The organism is Tsukamurella sp. II2bb (assembly GCF_057815145.1).
The window spans coordinates 75,252-92,286 of sequence record NZ_JBYPZI010000005.1; the positions used below are offsets into that span (position 1 = coordinate 75,252).

Sequence of the window (17,035 nt, forward strand, 5' to 3'; positions counted from 1 at the left end):
GCCCCTATCCGTTCTTCCCGCCGCGGACGCCGAGGAGCACGTCCTCCCAGGACGGCATCTCGGGATGGCGGCGGCCGTGCTGCTGCCCCACCGCGGCCGCGGGGGCCGGGGCGGGCCGGCGCTCGGACCGCGGTTCGACGGTGCCCTCCACGACCGGCCCGGCCGCGACGGGACCGGGCACGGCGCGCAGGGGCTCGTCGTGCGCGCGTTCGATGCTCCGCAGGCCCTGCCGCGCGTCGGGATCCAGCAGTCCGCGGGCGGTGTCGTCGACGGGGCTCGCGGTGCCGCCGTGCGCGCCCGGCGCGTACCGGAACTGCGCCTGGTTGCGCGACTTGCCGACGCTCCAGCTGATCGAGACCACCCACCGGTTGTCGGCGCCCTTGAAGGCGTCCCACTCCGTGGTGTCGGCGTGGCCGCGCTCGGCCAGCGCCGTGCGGACCACGTCGGCGAGGGTGGCGTGCATGGGACCGTCGCCGCGCACGGGATGCGCGAGCTGCGCCATCTCCGCCGCGCGGGAGCGCTCGAGCAGCACCGGGCCGGCGAAGCGCTTGATCCGGTGGCTCGGCGCGCCGGTGAGCTCGGTGATCTCCTCGACGGTGGCGCCGGCCCGGATGCGGGCCTGGATGTCCCGCGGCGAGAGGTCGGCGCCCAGCTCGAGTTCCGTCTGCGTGCCGCCGTCGAGTTCACCGCTCACGGCGGCCTTGAGGATCTCGTCGATGGGCACGCGAAAACGTCCCGCGCGGCCCTCGCAGACCACCGACGTCCCGTCGTCGCTCAGTCCCGTGGCCCGCAGTTCCTGCATGGTGCAAGGGTAGTTCTTCGATTCGCTACGCGTCGGCCGACACGCGCTCGACCACGAAATCGATGCACGTGGTCAAAGCGGTGACGTCCTCGGGGTCGATCGCCGGGAACATGCCGATGCGGAGCTGGTTGCGGCCCAGCTTGCGGTACGGCTCGGTGTCGACGATGCCGTTCTCCCGCAGCGTCTTCGCGACCGCCGCGGCGTCGACCTTCTCGTCGAAGTCGATGGTGCCGACGACCTGGCTGCGCAGCGCGGGGTCGGCGACGAAGGGCGTCGCGAACTCGCTGGCCTCGGCCCACTGGTACAGGCGGTCGCTGGAGTCCTTGGTGCGGCCCACGGCCCAGTCCAGGCCGCCGTTGCCGTTCAACCACTCGATCTGGTTCGCGAACAGCAGCAGCGTGGCCAGGGCGGGGGTGTTGTAGGTCTGGTTCTTGCTCGAGTTGTCCACCGCGATGGGCAGCGACAGGAACTCGGGGGTGTAGCGGCCCGAGGCCTTGATCTCCTCGACGCGCGCCAGGGCGGCGGGGCTCATGAGCGCGACCCAGAGGCCGCCGTCGGCGGCGAAGCACTTCTGCGGCGCGAAGTAGTAGACGTCGGTGTCGGCGATGTTCACCGGCAGGCCGCCGGCGCCCGACGTGGCGTCGATCGCGATGAGCGCGTTCTCGCTGCCGGCGAGGCGGCTGACCGGCACCGCGACGCCCGTCGAGGTCTCGTTGTGCGCCCAGCCGATCAGATCAACAGGGCCGTCGGCTCCGTTGTCCACCAGCAGCTCGGGGGCGGTGCCCGGATCGCTCGAGACGACGACCGGATCGCCGATGAACGGGTTGCCCTTGGCCACGCTCGCGAACTTGCTGCTGAACTCGCCGTAGGTGAAGTGCTGGCTGCGCTCGCGGATCAGGCCGAAGGCGGCGGCGTCCCAGAAGGCGGTGGTGCCGCCGTTGCCGAGCACCACCTCGTAGCCCTCGGGCAGGGAGAAGAGGTCCTTGAGGCCCTCGCGCACGCGGCCCACCACGTCCTTGACCGGCTTCTGCCGGTGGCTGGTACCGAACACCGACGCGCCGGTGTCCACGAGCGACTGCAGCTGCTCCGGCCGGACCTTGGACGGGCCGCAGCCGAAGCGTCCGTCGACGGGCTTGAGCGCGGCAGGGATCTCGATCGTCATGGCCTAGAGCCTAATGGTGTCCCATCCGGGAACATCCTCCGGCCGCCGCGGGCCGTGGCCGGTGTACTGCGCCGACGGCCGGATCAGCTTGGCCGCCCGCTTCTGCTCCAGGATGTGCGCGCACCAGCCGGCGGTCCGCGCGCAGGTGAACATGGCCGGCATCATCCGCGGCGGGACACCCGCGTAGTCGAGGATCACCGCCGCCCAGAACTCGACGTTCGTGGAGATCGCCCGGTCCGGGCGGCGCTCGGCGAACAGGGCGTTGGCCTCCCGCTCCAGCGCCGCGGCGGCCTCGTAGCGGGGAGCGCGCAGTTCCCGCGCGACCGAGCGGAGCACGTCGGCGCGCGGATCCTCGGCGCGGTAGACCCGGTGTCCGAAGCCCATGATCTTCTCGCCGCGGTCGAGCCGGGCGGCCACCACGCCGCGGGGGTCGTCGGTGCGCACCACCTCGTCGAGCATCGGCAGCACACGCGACGGTGCCCCGCCGTGCAGCGGGCCCGACAGTGCGCCGACCGCACCCGAGAGCACCGTCGAGACGTCGGCCCCCGTCGACGCGATGACCCGCGCGGTGAGCGTGGAGGTGTTGAGGCCGTGCTCGGCGGCCGCCACCCAGTAGGCGTCGATCGCGCGCACGTGGTCCGGATCGGGCTCGCCGTGCCAGCGGGTCATGAACCGGTGCGTGATGGTCGGCGACTGGTCGATGATCCGCTGCGGCACCGCGGGGCGTTCCAGGCCGCGGGCCGACTGGGCGACGAAGCTCAGCGTCATCACCGAGGCGCGGGCCAGGTTCTCGCGGGCGGTGGCATCGTCGATGTCGAGAAGCGGCTCGAAGCCCCAGAGCGGGCCCAGCATCGCGAGGCCGGCCTGCGCGTCCACGCGGACGTCGCCGCTGTGGATCGGCAGCGGGAAGGGCTCCGCGGCGGGCAGCGGATTGCCGAACTCGCCGTCCACGAGCAGGCCCCAGACCTCGCCGTAGGTGACCCGGTGACGGACCAGATCGGCCACGTCGACGCCGCGGTACCGCAGCACACCGCCCTGCCGGTCCGGTTCCGCGATCTCCGTGGAGAAGGCGACGACGCCCTCGAGCCCGCCGGGAATCTCAGTCATGGTGGCTACCCTAGTGCCGTGGACCTGTCTGCGATGCGCGAGAAGTACGACGGCGACTCCTTCGACCTGCAGCCCGAGGATCTGATCGGGGACGGGGGCACGGCCTGGGTGGCGCTCTGGCGGTCCTGGTTCGACGATGCCGTCGCCGCCGGGGCGCCCGAACCGAACGCGATGGTGCTCGCCACCGTCGACGCTTCCGGGCTCCCGGCCACCCGCACCGTGCTGTGCAAGGGCCTCGACGAGCGCGGCGTGGTCTTCTACACCAACTACGGCTCCGACAAGGCCCGCGCCGTCGAGGCGCACCCCGTCGCCGCCGTGACCTTCCCGTGGATCGCGATCCACCGGCAGGTGCACGTGCGCGGCTCGGTCACGAAGGTGACCCCGGAGGAGACCGCGGCCTACTGGGCCGAGCGCCCGCGCGGCTCGCAGCTCGGCGCGTGGGCGTCGGATCAATCCCGGCCCGTCGCCTCCCGGGCGGAGATGGCGGAGCGCTTCGCCGAGGTCGAGGCCCGGTTCGAGGGCGCCGACGTGCCGGTGCCGCCGGAGTGGGGCGGCTACCGGATCGCGCCGCAGGTCGTCGAGTTCTGGCAGGGCCGGGAGAACCGGGTGCACAACCGGGTGCGCCTCGTGGCGCCGGACTACACGCCGGTGCGCCTGCAGCCCTAGACCGAGGGCGGCTCCGGGTCGCGGGATGTGCTGAGGAAGTCGTAGGATCTTTCGGTGCCGAGACTCCTGGCCGATACCCGGCCGCTGCGTAACCCCGACTACCGGCGGCTGTGGTGGACGGGCATCGTCACCGTCATCGGGGCGCAGCTCACGGCGGTCGCCGTGCCCGCCCAGATCTACGCGATCACCGGATCGTCGGCGTACGTCGGCCTGACCGGCGTCTTCGGCCTGGTCCCGCTGGTGATCTTCGGCCTGTGGGGCGGCGCGATCGCCGACGCCCTGGACCGTCGCCTGGTGATCATCGGCACCACCCTGGGCCTGGCCGGCACCGCCCTGATGCTGGCGCTGCTGCCCGACAACGTCTGGCTGATCCTCGGGGCCTTCGCCCTGCAGCAGGCCTTCTTCGGGGTGAACCAGCCCACGCGGTCGGCGATCTACGCCCGGCTCGTGCCGCCCGAGCAACTGCCCGCCGCGAATTCGCTCAACATGACCGTGATGCAGTTCGGCGCGATCGCCGGACCCATGCTCGGCGCGCCCCTGATCCCCGTGATCGGCGTGCACTGGCTGTACACGCTGGACGCCTGCTCGCTCATGCTCACCCTCTGGGCGGTGTGGAAGCTGCCCTCGATCAAGCCCGAGGACAAGGGGCAGTCGCTGGGCCTGAGTTCGGTGATCGACGGCTTCCGGTACCTCGCCGGGCACAAGGTGCTGCTGATGAGCTTCGTCGTGGACATCATCGCGATGGTCTTCGGCATGCCGCGCGCGCTGTTCCCGCAGATCGCGCACGAGAACTTCGGTGATCCGATGGAGGGCGGCTTCGTCTTCGGCGCGCTCTTCGCGGCGATGTCGGTGGGCGCCGTGCTCGGCGGGGTGCTCTCCGGCTGGACCTCGCGCGTCGCCCGCCAGGGCCTGGCGGTGGTGGTGATGGTCGTGCTGTGGGGCGTGGCCATCGGCGGGTTCGGCGTCGCGGCGCACTTCAGCTGGCTGTGGGCGGCACTGGTGCTGCTCGCGCTCGGCGGCGCGGCCGACATGTTCTCCGCGGCCTTCCGCACGACGATGCTGCAGGAGGCCGCGACCGACGACATGCGCGGCCGCCTGCAGGGCGTCTTCATCGTGGTGGTCGCGGGTGGGCCCCGCATCGGCGACGCCGTGCACGGCGCCGCGGCCGCGACCGCCGGTGCGGCGATGGCCGCGGCCGGCGGCGGTGTGCTGGTGATCGTCTTCACCGTGCTCGCGGCGCTGGCCGTCCCCGCCTTCGTCCGCTACCGCGTCACCCGCTGACCCCCGCGTCAGAGGGGGAAGGTGATTCCCGTGAGCTCCTCGGAGACGCCCCACAGGCGACGCTGCAGGTCCAGGTCGTAGGACTGCCCGCTCGACGTGACGACCCGCGGGGCGCCGCGACGCTCGCCGAGGCCGTCCGGACCGTAGTACTGGCCGCCGAGGACGGCGGGATCGGTGGCCGCCCGCAGCTGGGGGAGGGCGCCGTGCGCGGCGTCGTGGGAGAACAGCGGCGCGACGACCTGGGCCTTCTGCAGCACCGCGGGCAGGTTGCGGACCAGCTCGGTATCGGCGATGCCCGGGTGCGCCGCCACGGCGACGGTGCCGTGCTCGCCCGATGCGCGCGCGGCGAGCCGGCGCTGCAACTCGTAATGGAAGAGCAGGTTCGCGAGCTTGCTCTGACCGTAGGCCGCGACCCGGTCGTAGGAGCGCTCCCACTGCAGATCGTCGAAGTGGATGGCCGCGCGGATGCGGTGGGCGATGCTCGCGACCGTCACCACCCGCGAGCCGGGCACGTCCAGCAGCAGGTCGAGGACCTGCGCAGTCCAGGCGAAGTGGCCCAGGTGGTTGGTGCCGAACTGCAGCTCGAAGCCGTCGGTGGTGGTCTGCTTCGGCGGGTACATCACGCCGGCGTTGTTGATCAGCAGGTCCACCCGGGGGGTACTCGCGCGCAGCTCCGCCGCGGCCTCGGCCACCGACGCCAGCGAGCCGAGGTCGAGGCGCTGCACGCGCACCGTCGACCCCGGGGCGACGGCGGCGATGCGCCGGGCGGCCGCGGCGCCCTTGTCGGTGTCGCGCACCGCGAGCACCACCTCGGCGCCCTTCTGCGCGAGCGCACGCGCGGTCTCGAAGCCGAGGCCGGTGTTCGCGCCGGTGACGACGGCGACCCGTCCGGCCTGGGTGGGGATGTCGTTCTCGGTCCAGCTCACGATGCTCCTCGGGTTCCGCCGACGGTTAAGAGACCGCCGGTCTGTTGTCATCGACGGTAAGAGGCCGCCGTTCTGCTGTCAAGAGAACGGCGGTCTGTAAAATCGCCCATCGTGGGATTCCAGCGAGCGCGCAGCGCGGAGCAGCGGCAGGAGCGGCGGGAGGCGATCCTGACCGCGGCGACGGGCATGCTCCGCGAGATGCCCGTCGCCGCCCTCACCCTCAGCGAGCTCAGCCGCCGCGTCGGCCTCGCCAAGTCGAACGTGCTGAGGTACTTCGAGTCCCGCGAGGAGGTACTGCTCGAGGTGCTCATGCGGTCCGCCTCCGCGTGCATCCTCGAGCTCGACGAGGCGTGGACGGCCGAGCAGTGCGACGGTGCCCCGGTCGCCGAGCGGGTCGAGGCCTTCGCCGGCGTCTTCGCCCGCGTCGGCGCGGCGCATCCCGGCCTGCTCGACCTGGTCGCCGCCCAGGCCTCGGTGCTCGAACGCAATGTCTCCACCGAGGCGATCGTGCGGTTCAAGCGCGCCGCCCTCGCCGGGCTCGGCGCCCTCGCCGGCGTGCTGAACCGCGCGATCCCCGAGCTGGGCGACCGGGCGCCCGCGGTCGGCTCCCTGCTCCTGACGCTCGCGGGCGCGCTCTACACGCAGTCCGAGCAGTCCCGGCTGTGCGAGAGCGCGTACCTGGTCGACCCGGACCTCGCGGTCTTCCGCGTCGAGCTGGTGCCGGCGCTGCACGCCGCGGTCGCCACCGTGATCTCCGGCACGCTCGCGCGCTGAGCGTCGCACGGCGGCGTCGCACGGCGGCGTTGCACGGGGTTGCACGCCGCGGGGGTGGACGCGACACCGCTCGCCGTCCCTCGACCGCCCGTACTATTGCGCCCATGTCGGTGCAACCTGGCTTCACGATCGTGTCCGGCGACTACGTCGCGGAGATCGCCCGGACCGGTGCGGGGCTGCGCGGCCTGCGGCGCGCCGGCGTCGCACTCACGGAGGAATGGCCCCTCGGGGAGCGGCCGCCCCTGTCCGCGGGGCTCGTCCTCGCGCCGTGGCCGGGCCGCACCGAGGACGGTATCTACAGCTGGGACGGCGAGGTCTACCGGCTCGAGGTCACCAATGACGCCACCGGCACCGCCGACCACGGGCTGGTGCGCCGCGCCGATTGGGACGACGTGGAGGTCGCGCCCGACGCCGTGACCCTCGTCCGCGACGTCGGCCGGCACCCCGGCTGGCCCTTCGACCTGCATCTGCGCATCCGCTACTCCGTCGCCGACGACGGGCTGACCTGCCTCTTCGAGGCGCGCAACGACGGTGACCGGGACCTCCCGCTCGCCGTCGGCTTCCACACCTACCTGCGGGTCGGGGACGACCCCGTCGACGCCTACACCCTGGAGCTCGGTGCCGGGCGCTGGCAGCCCCTCGACGGGCGTCTGCTGCCCGACGGTGCGCCGCGCACCGTCGAGGGGACGGAGTACGACTACCGCGCCCCGCGCGCCCTCGACGGCGTGCAGATCGACACCCCGTTCACCGACGTGGGCGGCCGGTACGTGGTGCGGGGACCGGCGGGGGAGGCCGAGCTGTGGACGGCACCGTCGTTGCCCTGGGCGCAGGTGTTCATCGCCGATCCCGTGAACGGCAAGGGCTACCCGGGCCGCGGGCGGGCGCTGGCGGTGGAGCCGATGTCGGCGCCGGGCAACGCCCTCCACACCGGAACGGACGTGATCCGGCTCGCTCCGGAGGGCGTGTGGAGCACGCGATGGGGCATTCGGTGAGACCCTCGTTTTCGCGAGGAACCGCGATACCGCTAGGTTCTAGCCAGGTAGCTTTTATCCGCCGACTACAGCGAGGGGATACGAACATTGTCCACCGATGACAACACCGCGAAGGCTACGGTCGCCTACCCCGGCGGCCAGATCGAGCTGCCGATCGTCAAGGCGACCGAGGGTGCAGACGGCATCGCGCTCGGTAAGTTCCTCGCGCAGTCCGGCTACAGCACCTTCGACAACGGCTTCGTCAACACGGCGTCGTGCAAGTCGGCCATCACCTACATCGACGGCAATGCGGGCATCCTGCGCTACCGCGGATACCCGATCGAGCAGCTCGCGGAGAAGTCGACCTTCATCGAGGTCAGCTACCTGCTCATCCACGGTGAGCTGCCCACCCCGGAGCAGCTGGCGGAGTTCACGGCGAAGATCCAGCGGCACACCCTCCTGCACGAGGACCTCAAGCTCTTCTTCAACGGCTTCCCCCGCAACGCGCACCCGATGCCCGTCGTCTCCTCCGCGGTGAACGCGCTGAGCGCGTACTACCCGGACTCGCTGGACCACAACGACCCGGCGCAGGTCGAGCTCTCGACCATCCGCCTGCTCGCCAAGTTCCCGACCATCTGCGCCTACGCCTACAAGAAGTCCGTCGGTCAGCCGATGCTCTACCCGGACAACTCGCTGAGCCTGGTCGAGAACTTCCTGCGGATGACCTTCGGTTTCCCGGCCGAGCCCTACGAGGTCGACCCGGAGATCGTCAAGGCCCTCGACATGCTGCTCATCCTGCACGCCGACCACGAGCAGAACTGCTCCACGTCGACGGTGCGCCTGGTCGGCTCGTCGAACGCGAACCTGTTCACGTCGATCTCCGGCGGCATCAACGCCCTGTGGGGCCCGCTGCACGGCGGCGCCAACCAGGCCGTGCTCGAGATGCTCGACGACATCAAGGCCTCCGGTGGCGACACCACGGCCTTCATGAACAAGGTCAAGAACAAGGAAGACGGCGTGAAGCTCATGGGCTTCGGGCATCGCGTCTACAAGAACTACGACCCGCGTGCGGCGATCGTGAAGCAGACCGCGGACCGCATCTTCGAGCTGCTCGGCGTGTCCGACGAGCTGCTCGATATCGCCAAGGGCCTGGAGGATGTCGCGCTGCACGACGACTACTTCATCGAGCGCAAGCTCTACCCGAACGTGGACTTCTACACCGGCCTGATCTACCGCGCGATGGGCTTCCCGACGCGCATGTTCACGGTGCTGTTCGCGCTCGGCCGGCTTCCCGGCTGGATCGCCCACTGGCGCGAGATGCACGAGGACCCGACCACCAAGATCGGCCGTCCTCAGCAGATCTACACGGGCTCGACCGCCCGTGACTACCCCGGTGCCTGAATGCCGCCCATTCGGCGAGACAACCTGCACCGCCTGATCAAAGGAGTGTCAATGACCAAGCCCGAGATCGAGTTCATCGAGGGCCCCGCGCCCACCGAGCTCGTCATCAAGGACATCGTCGTGGGCGACGGGGCCGAGGCCCAGCCCGGCAGCGTCGTTGACGTGCACTACGTGGGCGTCGAGTTCGACAGCGGCGAGGAGTTCGACTCCTCCTGGAGCCGCGGCGAGTCGATCAACTTCCCGCTGCGCAGCCTCATCGCGGGCTGGCAGGAGGGCATCCCCGGCATGAAGGTCGGCGGACGCCGCCAGCTGATCTGCCCGCCGGCCCTGGCCTACGGCCCCGCCGGCGGCGGCCACCGGCTGTCGGGCAAGACGCTCGTCTTCGTGATCGACCTGCTCGGCGTGAAGTAACAAGTCCGTACGAAGGGTCCCGCACCGTCGTTCGACGGTGCGGGACCCTCGCGTTTGTGGTCCGATCCGGTCGAGCGGCGGTGCGTGGGACTGAGACGGAAGACAAGGGGTGCACGGCGTCGCCTTCGGCGTCGGCGTGGGGTGTTGAGGAGACAAGTGAACAAGGTTCAGCTTTCAGCCGCGGCGATCGCGGTCCTGTCGGTGGCCGGCCTGGTGGCGGGCTGCGGCAAGGACGCCTCGAAGGAGGACTCGCCGATCAGTTTCTCCCAGGTCACGGGCGACATGTTCACGTCGAACCCCGGCGCCTTCCAGACCGACGGCGTCGCGGTGCCGCCGAAGGACGTCATGATGGTGGGCGACCCGGTCGCCGCGCAGGCGGCGGTCAACGCCGGGTTGCCGCAGGGCACCGTCACCGCGACCAACAACAACACCACGGTCTACTACCCGCCGGCGCCCGAGGTGCCGGGCCTGCCCGTGGCCCCGCAGCCGGTGGTGCCCGAGCCGCTGGTGCGGCCCGCGAACTACATCCCCTGGTACTACACGCCGCAGCAGATCGTCGTGTACCGGACGATCTGTGAGACCGGCAGCTGGAACTCGTGGATCGCCGGGGTCGAGCGTCAGGCCCAGATCTGCTGGACCCTGTACGGCCGCCGGCTCGGCGTCCTGCCGTGGATGCCGGGCATGCCCCGTCCGTGGCTGCAGCCCGGCTACCCGACCCCGTGGTTCGAGCCCGGATTCCGCGCCGACGTGCCGGTCATGTGGGTGTATCCGCGCGGCTGGACCCGCCCCATGCCGCAGCCGGTGATCTCCACGTCGATGACCCTGAACCTCGGCAACAACCCCTACCGCCGCGTCAATCCCGGCTACACCGACCCCTTCTATCCGGTCTGGGCCGTCACGCCCGGCCGGGCGGTGGACGTGCGGGATCAGGCGCGGATCGTCGCGCCGGTCTACACGGCGGCCGGCGCCAACGCCACCGCGCCGGTCGCACCCGGCGTGGTCCTGGCCGCCCTGCCCACCTCGCCGAAGGTCGAGCCGATCCTCGCCCTGCCCGGCGCCGCCGTCGCCGGCAACGCCAACACGAACGCCGCGGTGACGACACCCGTGGCCGCGGCCCTGCAGGGTGCGCCGATCCAGGCCGGATCGGTCGCGGCCCTCGACGCCGCCGTCGGCACCAGCGTGGCCGCGACCGTCGCCTCCACGGCGCGGACCGCGGAGACGACCGCCGCGGCGAAGACCTCGGGAGCAGCGACCTCGGGTCCCGCCACCCCGGCGGCATCGGCCGGCGCGACATCAGCGGCACCGACATCGGGCGCAGCGGCCCCGGCTGTCACGACCCCGGCCACCACGCCCGAGAGCGCGACCGCCCCGACCGGGGCGCGCATCCCCACGGGCGCGCGCGTGGCGCCCACCGGGCCGGAGAGCACGGCACCGTCGGGCGCGACGGACGTGCAGACCACGACGGCGGCCCCGGTCCCCGTCCAGCCGACCGCGCCGGTGGCACCGTCGACGCGGATCACCCCGCCTCGGACCACGACCGCGACCCCCGCTGTGCCCACCACGATCGCGACGGTTCCGCCGACGACGACGGTGCCCAGGCCGGTGCCGACCAGGCCCGTGCCGACCAGGACCGGCCCGGTGCAGACGGGGCCGGTGGCGCCGACCACCACGACCACGGTGCCGAGGCCCGTGCCCACGCGCACCGGCGCCCCGGGCTTCCCCATCCTGCAGCCCGGCACCCGGGGCGGCTGAGCCGAGCGCGGGCCGCCCCGTCAGGCCTCCGACCAGGGGTCGATCAGCCGCAGGCCCAGGCCGTCGAAGTCGCTGATATCGCGGGTCGCGATACCCGACTTGTTCACGATCGCGATCGCAGCGACGAGTGCGTCCATCGTTCCGATCGGGCGCCCCGCCGACTTGCGGAGAGCGACGACATCGGCGAACGCGTCGGCGCACGCATCCGTGAATGGCAGGCACGCGCGGAGTCCGCCGAACGCGGCGTCCGCGTCCTGCCGCAGGCCGCGTCTGCGGGCGCCGTCCGGCAGTAGCGCGATGCCCCGCAGGATCTCAGCACGATTGATGGTCGTGGTGACCGGCTTCTCGGGCAGCGCCGTCGCCCAACGAATGACGGGGCCGTGCCGGACATCGTCCGTCATCAACGCCGAGAGAACGTTGGTGTCGAGGATGATCACGGCTGCTCGTCGAATGTCGCGAACGACACGGGCTCGTCCTCTGGGATGTCGAGCTCGATCGGGCCGTACTTGCGGCCGATGTCCAGAAACGCCTCGACCCAGCTGATATCCACCGCCGGGCCGCCCCCCAGGGATTCCTCGAGTATCACGCGCGCCTCCGCCTCCATCGATCTGCCGTTCTCCGCCGCCTGCACCCGTAGCCGCTCCTTGACGTGGTCGGGCAGGTTGCGGATCGTCAGCGTCGCCATGACTGCAATGCTAGCACTGACAGCAATGCTGACATGAGTCACAAGTTTCGGTTGCCCGAAACTTGAGCTTCGCATACCCTCTGAACGTGCTCACCGACACCGCCGCGCGCAGAACGTCCCCGGTCCGTGCGCTGATGCTGCTGGGCCCGGCGTTCGTCGCGGCGATCGCCTACGTCGACCCGGGCAACGTGGCGGCCAACATCACCGCCGGCGCGAAGTACGGGTACCTGCTGGTCTGGGTCCTGGTGCTGGCGAACGCAATGGCGGTGATGATCCAGTACCAGTCCGCCAAGCTCGGCGTCGTCACGGGCCGGTCCCTGCCGCAGGTGCTCGGCGACCGGCTGTCGCGGCGCACCCGTCTCGCCTTCTGGGGGCAGGCCGAGCTCGTCGCCGCTGCGACCGACATCGCCGAGGTCATCGGCGGCGCGCTGGCGCTGAACCTGCTCTTCGGCGTGCCGCTGGTCTGGGGCGGCCTGATCGTGGGCGTGATCTCGACGGCGCTGCTCGCCCTGGCCGACGGCCGGCGCCAGTACCGGTTCGAACTCGCGGTCATGAGCCTGCTCGCGATCATCGTGGTCGGCTTCCTCGCGGGCCTGATCGTCGCGCCGCCCGACGGTGCCGCCGTCCTCGGCGGGCTCGTGCCGCGCCTGCAGGGCACGGAGACGGTGCTGCTCGCGGCGTCGATGCTCGGCGCCACCGTGATGCCGCACGCGATCTATCTGCACTCCGCGCTGGTCGTCGACCGGCACGGCGCCCCGTCGGGCGTGGAACGCGCGCGCAGGCTGCTGACGGTGACCCGGATCGACGTGGTGCTCGCGCTCGTCATCGCCGGCGCGGTGAACATCGCGCTGCTGGTGCTCGCGGCGAGCGCGCTGTACGGCCGCGAGGGTACCGATTCCATCGAGGGCGCCCACGCCGCGGTCCGGGACGCGCTGGGCCCGGTCGTCGCCGCGCTGTTCGCGGTGGGGCTGCTCGCCTCGGGGCTGGCGTCCACGTCGGTCGGCAGTTATGCGGGCGGCACGATCATGGCGGGCCTGCTGCGCCGGCGGATTCCGCTGGTGGTGCGCCGCCTGGTGACGATGGTCCCGGCCATCGGCGTCCTCGCGATCGGCGTGCCGCCCACGCAGGCGCTGATCATCTCGCAGGTGGTGCTCAGCTTCGGCATCCCGTTCGCGCTCCTGCCCCTGCGCCGGTACACCTCGGACCGGGCCCTCATGGGGGAGTTCGCCGACGGTGCCCCCTTGCGCTGGGCGTCCGCCCTCGCCGGCGTGCTCATCGTCGCGCTGAACGCGGCACTCATCGTCCTCACCCTCCGCGGCTGAGCCGTCGAACTCCGGGCTGTCGCGGGTGCCGAGTCAGCGGGTGCCGAGGAAGCGGTAGCGGTCCAGGCGCCGGCTGATCCGGATCGGCGCGGGGATGAGGGACAGCTCCGCCAGAGCCTCGCTCACCGCCAGCCCGACCCGACGGGAGAACTCCGTAGGCTCATCCGCCGCGTCGGGGCGCTCGGGGATCACCCGGTCGACGATGCCGTCCGCCAGCAGATCCGCGGAGCGGATGCGCTGCCGCGCCGCCATCTCGGCGGCGTGCTCGACGTCCCGGTACATCACCGCGCTGGCTCCCTCGGGCGGCAGCGGCGCCAGCCAGGCGTGCTGTGCGCACAGCACCCGGTCCGCCGGGAGCATCGCCAGGGCGCCGCCGCCCGTGCCCTGCCCGAGGAGGACGGACACCGTCGGGACGGTGATGGTGACCAGATCGGAGAGGCTGCGCGCCACCTCCCCGGCGAGGCCGCCCTCCTCCGCCTCGGGGGAGAGGGCGGCGCCCCAGGTGTCGATAACGAGGATGAGGGGGAGGTTCAGCTCGGCCGCGAGGCGCATGCCGCGCCGGGTCGCGCGCAGCGCCGCCGGGCCGAGCAGCGGGGGAGCGGCACCGTCGGCGGCGGTGGTGTCCTGCCCGACGACCACGCACGGATAGCCCTGCACCCGGGCCAGGGAGAGCAGCAGCGTGTGGTCGGTCTCGCCCTCGCCGGTGCCCGACAGCGGCAGCCGGTCCGTGGCCGAATGCCGCAGGAAGGCGCGCACGCCGGGCCGGGCCGGTTCGCGGCTGATCCGCACCGAGTCCCAGGCGGGGGTGCCGTCGTCGGCGGCCTCGAGTTCCTCCCGGACGCCGAGGTGCGGGGCCAGGGGGTCGGCGTCCTGCACCCCGGCGAGCACCCGCAGGGCCCGGTGCGCCAGCAGCCGGACGAACCGCAGCGGCACCACCCCGTCGATCAGGCCGCGTTCGAAGAGGTGCTCGGCGGTCTGCACCCCGTCGGGGAAGGGCTCGCCGCGCAGGGCCTCGTAGACCCGCGGGCCCAGGAAGCCGATCCGCGCCCCGGGCTCGGCGATGGTCACGTGCCCGAGCGAGCCCCAGGACGCGAAGACCCCACCCATCGTGGGATCGCGCAGGTAGACGAGGTAGGGAAGGCCGGACCGCTTGTGCAGCGTGATCGCCGCCGAGATCTTGACCATCTGCAGGAAGGCGACGGTGCCCTCCTGCATCCGGGTGCCGCCCGAGGTGGGCGTCGCGAGCAGCGGCAGCCGCAGCGCGGTCGCGCGCTCGACGGCGGTGACGATCCGTTCGGCCGCCGCGACGCCGATTGACCCGCCGAGGAAGGCGAAGTCGCACGCGATCAGCGCGACCCGCTGCCCGCGGATGCGGCCCTCGCCGGTGATCACGGCCTCGTCGTGATGCGAGCGCTCCCGGGCGCGCTCCAGCGCGGCGGCGTACTCCCCGTCGGGATGGACGTCGAGCAGGGGGCCGTCCCAGCTGGTGAAAGTGCCGCGGTCGAGGATCGCATCGATGAGGTCCTGCGCCGTGATCGCCATGGGATCGAGGTTACTGGGAACATCGGGCCGGACGGATGCGTTGGGAAGGGCCATGACCGTACCGAACGTGAAGCTCAATAACGGAACCAGCATCCCCCAGCTCGGCTTCGGCGTCTGGCAGGTGTCGGACGACGGTGCCCGCGCCGCCGTCGCCGAGGCCCTGCGCGTCGGATATCGCAGCGTGGACACCGCCAAGGTCTACGAGAACGAGGCCGGCACCGGCCGCGCGATCGCCGAGAGCGGCCTCGCCCGCGACGAGGTCTTCCTCACCACCAAGCTGTGGAACTCGGACCAGGGCTTCGACGAGACCCTGCGCGCCTTCGACGCCTCGCTCGAGCGGCTCGGCACCGACTACGTCGATCTCTACCTCATCCACTGGCCGGTCCCCGAGTACGACCGCTACGTGGACACCTTCAAGGCCTTCCAGCGGATCGCCGCCGAGGGCCGGGCGAAGGCGATCGGCGTCAGCAACTTCCGCATCGAGGACCTGCGCCGGGTGATCGACGAGACGGGGCAGACCCCGGCCGTCAACCAGATCGAGCTGCACCCGGGTCTGCCGCAGGACGAGCTGCGGGCCTTCCACGCCGAGCACGGCATCGCCACCGAGGCGTGGTCGCCGCTGGGGCAGGGGGAGTCGCTGAAGGACCCCGCGATCGTCGCGATCGCCGAGGCGCACGGCGTGACCCCGGCGCAGGCGATCCTGCGCTGGCACCTGCAGCTGGGCAACATCGTGATCCCCAAGTCGGTCACGCCCGCCCGGATCGCCGAGAACTTCGACGTCTTCGGCTTCACCCTCTCCGACGACGAGGTCGCCCGGATCAGCGCCCTCCCCGGCGAGCGCATCGGCCCGAACCCGGCGGAGTTCAACCTCCGCTGATTCGCCGGTCCGGCCCCGGGCGCCGCGGTGCGGCTCCCGGGGTTCGACCCGCCGCCGCCCACACCTTTCGAAGGGTTCTGCGCTCTCCGGGGCCGGATGCGTCGCAGAATCCTTCGAAAGATGATGCGCGGCAACCTTGTCCACCTCGGACACAATCGGAGAGCCGCCCGTACATCAACTTCTGGTCCCGAAGGACCCGGGTCAGACGACGGCCGTACTGGACGCGACCACGAGGGGGCGAGGTCTAAGCGAGCCGCGTCATTCCCGCCCCACCCGGTCAGTACCCACCTCGCCGCCGACAACCTCGGCGATCGCTCGCGCCGCCTCTCTTCCCGCCCGGTTCGCGCCGATGGTCGATGCGGACGGGCCGTAGCCCAGCAGGTGCAGCCGCGGCTCGCCGGCGACCTCGGTGGCGAGGCGGCCGGTCATGACGATGCCGCCGCCGGGGGAGCGCAGGTTCAGCGGTGCGAGGTGGTCCATCGAGTAGCGGAAGCCGGTGCACCACAGGATCACGTCCGCGGCCAGCTGCGTGCCGTCGGCGAGCAGCGGACCGTCGGGCGTGAGGGCACGGAACATCGGCTGCCGGACCAGTACCCCGGCCTCGACGCCGCGGCGCATCGCCTCGGTCATCGGCAGCCCCGTCACCGAGACCACGGAGCCGGGCGGCAGGCCCGCCCGCACCCGTTCCTCGACGCGCGCGACGGCCCTGCGTCCCTTGGACGGATCGAACGGGGTGTCGTCCCACTGCACCTCGCGGCGGGTGAACCAGGCCGTCTGCGCGACCTCGGCGATCTCGAGCAGCAACTGCACCGCGGTGATTCCGGCGCCGACCACGGCCACCCGCTTCCCGGCGAAGGGTTCGGCGGTGCGGTAGTCGTGCGCGTGCAACTGCACGCCGCGGAACGACGAGGCCCCGCGGACCGTCGGCCAGAAGGGGCTGTCCCAGGTGCCGGTGCAATTGATGACGGCGCGGGTCCGGTACTCGAACGGGCCCTCCGCGCCGTGCCCCGCGACGAGGAAGCCGCCGTCGCAGCGCGAGACCGACGCGACGTGGGCGGGCCGGTGCACGTCGATCCCGAACCGCTTCTCGTACTCGCCGAAGTACTGCGCGATGCCGGTCGAGGCCGGAATGTCATCGCAATCCGTGCCGAGCGCGTCCTGCAGTCCCCAGCCCGGCAGGTCGTGCACGCGGTTCGCCGCGCGGAGCGTCAGGGAGGGCCAGCGCTGCCGCCACGCGCCGCCCGGACCGGTGTTGTGGTCCAGCACGACGGAGTTCTCGACCCCGAATCTGGGAAGGAAATAGGCGGCCGACAATCCGGCCTGGCCGGCTCCGACCACGACGACATCCTTCACCCC

Annotated in this window: 17 protein-coding genes; 9 read left to right on the forward strand and 8 right to left on the reverse strand. The window is 71.8% G+C overall.

Translation table 11 applies throughout. The features are described 5' to 3' along the window. Positions 1-4 precede the first annotated feature (4 nt). The 3 genes from sepH to AC21LY_RS12775 are packed head-to-tail and all read right to left on the reverse strand — an operon-like array spanning position 5 to position 3,071. The gene (gene sepH, locus AC21LY_RS12765) at positions 5-802 is read right to left on the reverse strand and encodes a septation protein SepH (RefSeq protein ID WP_489046861.1); all 798 of its coding nucleotides are present in this window, start codon (positions 800-802) and stop codon (positions 5-7) included. A 25-nt stretch (positions 803-827) separates the two neighbouring features. Continuing rightward, positions 828-1,964 (reverse strand): phosphoserine transaminase, encoded by a 1,137-nt coding sequence (gene serC, locus AC21LY_RS12770; RefSeq protein WP_489046862.1) that lies wholly within the window; start codon positions 1,962-1,964, stop codon positions 828-830. Positions 1,965-1,967: 3 nt separating this feature from the next. After that, positions 1,968-3,071, reverse strand: a complete 1,104-nt coding sequence (locus AC21LY_RS12775; protein ID WP_489046863.1) for a citrate synthase 2 — start codon at positions 3,069-3,071, stop codon at positions 1,968-1,970. Between the two features lie 33 nt (positions 3,072-3,104). Here AC21LY_RS12775 and pdxH point away from each other — a divergent pair, with 33 nt between their 5' ends. Together pdxH and AC21LY_RS12785 are read left to right on the forward strand one after the other, a co-directional pair. After that, positions 3,105-3,737: a pyridoxamine 5'-phosphate oxidase gene (gene pdxH / locus AC21LY_RS12780; RefSeq protein WP_489047148.1), complete on the forward strand. Its 633-nt coding sequence runs from the start codon at positions 3,105-3,107 to the stop codon at positions 3,735-3,737. Positions 3,738-3,791: 54 nt separating this feature from the next. Further along, positions 3,792-5,018, forward strand: coding sequence for an MFS transporter (locus tag AC21LY_RS12785; RefSeq protein ID WP_489046864.1), 1,227 nt, complete (start codon positions 3,792-3,794; stop codon positions 5,016-5,018). A gap of 8 nt (positions 5,019-5,026) precedes the next feature. On the opposite strand, the gene AC21LY_RS12790 is transcribed toward AC21LY_RS12785, so the two are convergent. After that, on the reverse strand, positions 5,027-5,947 hold the full coding sequence (locus AC21LY_RS12790) for an SDR family NAD(P)-dependent oxidoreductase (RefSeq protein ID WP_489047149.1): 921 nt from the start codon (positions 5,945-5,947) through the stop codon (positions 5,027-5,029). Positions 5,948-6,055: 108 nt separating this feature from the next. Between AC21LY_RS12790 and AC21LY_RS12795 the strand changes: the two genes are divergently transcribed. The 5 genes from AC21LY_RS12795 (at position 6,056) to AC21LY_RS12815 (ending at position 11,253) form a co-directional block, all read left to right on the forward strand. Continuing rightward, positions 6,056-6,718 (forward strand): TetR/AcrR family transcriptional regulator, encoded by a 663-nt coding sequence (locus AC21LY_RS12795; RefSeq protein WP_489046865.1) that lies wholly within the window; start codon positions 6,056-6,058, stop codon positions 6,716-6,718. A 104-nt stretch (positions 6,719-6,822) separates the two neighbouring features. Continuing rightward, positions 6,823-7,710 (forward strand): aldose 1-epimerase family protein, encoded by an 888-nt coding sequence (locus AC21LY_RS12800; RefSeq protein ID WP_489046866.1) that lies wholly within the window; start codon positions 6,823-6,825, stop codon positions 7,708-7,710. Positions 7,711-7,797: 87 nt separating this feature from the next. Further along, on the forward strand, positions 7,798-9,090 hold the full coding sequence (locus AC21LY_RS12805; RefSeq protein WP_489046867.1) for a citrate synthase: 1,293 nt from the start codon (positions 7,798-7,800) through the stop codon (positions 9,088-9,090). A 51-nt stretch (positions 9,091-9,141) separates the two neighbouring features. Then, complete coding sequence (locus AC21LY_RS12810; RefSeq protein WP_126194976.1) at positions 9,142-9,501, forward strand: FKBP-type peptidyl-prolyl cis-trans isomerase; 360 nt, start codon at positions 9,142-9,144, stop codon at positions 9,499-9,501. A gap of 156 nt (positions 9,502-9,657) precedes the next feature. After that, positions 9,658-11,253: a hypothetical protein gene (locus tag AC21LY_RS12815; RefSeq protein WP_489046868.1), complete on the forward strand. Its 1,596-nt coding sequence runs from the start codon at positions 9,658-9,660 to the stop codon at positions 11,251-11,253. Positions 11,254-11,273: 20 nt separating this feature from the next. Here AC21LY_RS12815 and AC21LY_RS12820 read toward each other — a convergent pair whose 3' ends face one another. Together AC21LY_RS12820 and AC21LY_RS12825 are read right to left on the reverse strand one after the other, a co-directional pair. Next, on the reverse strand, positions 11,274-11,690 hold the full coding sequence (locus AC21LY_RS12820) for a type II toxin-antitoxin system VapC family toxin (protein ID WP_489046869.1): 417 nt from the start codon (positions 11,688-11,690) through the stop codon (positions 11,274-11,276). Beyond that, positions 11,687-11,938 (reverse strand): FitA-like ribbon-helix-helix domain-containing protein, encoded by a 252-nt coding sequence (locus AC21LY_RS12825; RefSeq protein WP_489046870.1) that lies wholly within the window; start codon positions 11,936-11,938, stop codon positions 11,687-11,689. Before AC21LY_RS12825 ends, AC21LY_RS12820 begins: the two co-directional genes overlap by 4 nt. Before the next feature lie 86 nt (positions 11,939-12,024). Here AC21LY_RS12825 and AC21LY_RS12830 point away from each other — a divergent pair, with 86 nt between their 5' ends. Next, on the forward strand, positions 12,025-13,260 hold the full coding sequence (locus AC21LY_RS12830; protein WP_489046872.1) for an Nramp family divalent metal transporter: 1,236 nt from the start codon (positions 12,025-12,027) through the stop codon (positions 13,258-13,260). A gap of 33 nt (positions 13,261-13,293) precedes the next feature. Here the strand turns inward: AC21LY_RS12830 and AC21LY_RS12835 are convergent, their stop codons facing one another. Further along, positions 13,294-14,802 (reverse strand): carboxyl transferase domain-containing protein, encoded by a 1,509-nt coding sequence (locus AC21LY_RS12835; RefSeq protein ID WP_489046874.1) that lies wholly within the window; start codon positions 14,800-14,802, stop codon positions 13,294-13,296. Between the two features lie 67 nt (positions 14,803-14,869). On the opposite strand from AC21LY_RS12835, the gene AC21LY_RS12840 reads away from it, so the two are divergent. Then, complete coding sequence (locus AC21LY_RS12840; RefSeq protein WP_489047150.1) at positions 14,870-15,679, forward strand: aldo/keto reductase; 810 nt, start codon at positions 14,870-14,872, stop codon at positions 15,677-15,679. Between the two features lie 258 nt (positions 15,680-15,937). Here the strand turns inward: AC21LY_RS12840 and AC21LY_RS12845 are convergent, their stop codons facing one another. Then, positions 15,938-17,032, reverse strand: a complete 1,095-nt coding sequence (locus AC21LY_RS12845) for an NAD(P)-binding domain-containing protein (protein WP_489046875.1) — start codon at positions 17,030-17,032, stop codon at positions 15,938-15,940. Between the last annotated feature and the right edge of the window lie 3 nt (positions 17,033-17,035).